General features: G+C 69.4%; 2 protein-coding genes. One reads left to right on the plus strand and one right to left on the minus strand.

The features are described 5' to 3' along the window. Window positions 1–120 precede the first annotated feature (120 nt). Window positions 121–675, minus strand: a complete 555-nt coding sequence (locus tag O3X23_RS40200; RefSeq protein ID WP_269279034.1) for a hypothetical protein — start codon at window positions 673–675, stop codon at window positions 121–123. A 379-nt stretch (window positions 676–1,054) separates the two neighbouring features. On the opposite strand from O3X23_RS40200, the gene O3X23_RS40205 reads away from it, so the two are divergent. Further along, window positions 1,055–1,413 (plus strand): helix-turn-helix domain-containing protein (locus O3X23_RS40205; protein ID WP_269279037.1); only part of this gene is annotated, 359 nt, incomplete at its 3' end.

Consider the following 1,413-nt stretch of genomic DNA (forward strand, 5'->3'; position numbering starts at 1 on the left):
TGAGGCACCTCACTCACCCTCGATGACAACCCGTTGCCACCACAGTGCCACCGCCAGGCCCCAACACCCCAAAAATCATTCACGGATCACCAGGCCCGGCGAACGTTCGTGGACAACGCACTAGCGGGTGCTCGCGGTGTTGATGTCGACGATGTGGTTGTACCGCTCCAACAGCACGAAGAGCTTGGTCTTCTGCATCGTCCCTCCGCTGCCGAAGGTCAAGGTGACGATGACCTCATGGCCGTTGCCCACGGTGCCGTTGTCGGACACCGTCCACCGCGCCGGGACGTTTTGGGCACGCAGGATGCCGTCCGCCCCGTTCTCCTCCTCCCAGGCCGCCAGCCGCGTGGCGAAGGCGGGCGCCAGGTAGTGCTGGCGGAGCCCCGTGGCCAGCGTGCCGTCCGGGTCCGTGTAGTCGCCCTTCGCGTCGACGTACGCGCCGTAGAAGTCGGCGACTCGGGTCACCGCTTGGCCGGACGTGCCGCTGACCGGCTGCTGTGCGGCGGTGGTCACCTGTGCGGGGGCATGGGCGGGTGCATGCGCGGACGCCTGCGCCGGCACCTGCGTCGACACGCCGAGTCCGACCGTCAGGACGAGGCCTGCGACGACGGCCGCGCGGCGGCCCGGACGACGGTGTGCGGGGGACGTCTGGTTCAGGTTGTTCATGTCGTTCATGTGCGTCTTCCTTCTGTGATCCGCTATGCGGTTGCTCTCGGCCGGTTCCGGACGCACACGTAGGGATACGGGCAGCCTGGGTGGAGGATTCCGCCTGCACTACCGATGCGCCGGTCCGGACATGGCGGCGACGGCCTCGCTCGCTCCTATGAGGCCCGCCGCCACTGCATGCGCCTCGGATGTCGCCCAACACCGGTTGGTCCCTGGAGCTGTGTCAGGCGTGGTCGGTGCGACACCAGGAGCATCGGCGGTCACCGGGCTCCGGGGCAACGGCTGCCGCGCCTTTGGCGACGGTGGAACCATCCCAGGTCATCTGACGTGCAGGGATATGAGGGCCTGGGATACGGGATTGTGGGCGTACGACGGAGGAACGGTGCCGATGCGGGACGACGTCAAGGAGTTCGCGGCGCTGCTGCGCGGGCTGAAGGACCGTACGGACCGGAGCTACGGCTCCCTGGCCCGCCGCCTCAACATGAACACCTCCACGCTGCACCGCTACTGCGCGGGCGAGGCGGTGCCGCAGGACTTCGCGCCCGTGGAGCGGCTCGCGGCCTTCTGCGGGGCGACGCCGAAGGAGCGGCTCGAGGTGCACCGGCGGTGGTTGTTGGCGGTGGAGGCTCGGCAGCGGGTGCCTGCGGCCGGTTCGGCGGCGGTCGTCGTTCCGGCCCCGGAGACGGACGGGGTACTGGTCCAGGAAGGCGGATCCGCGCCGCAGCCCGCGGACGATCCCGGCCCGGA

Source organism: Streptomyces sp. H39-S7 (assembly GCF_027158205.1).
In the GTDB taxonomy this organism is placed as follows: Bacteria; Actinomycetota; Actinomycetes; order Streptomycetales; family Streptomycetaceae; genus Actinacidiphila.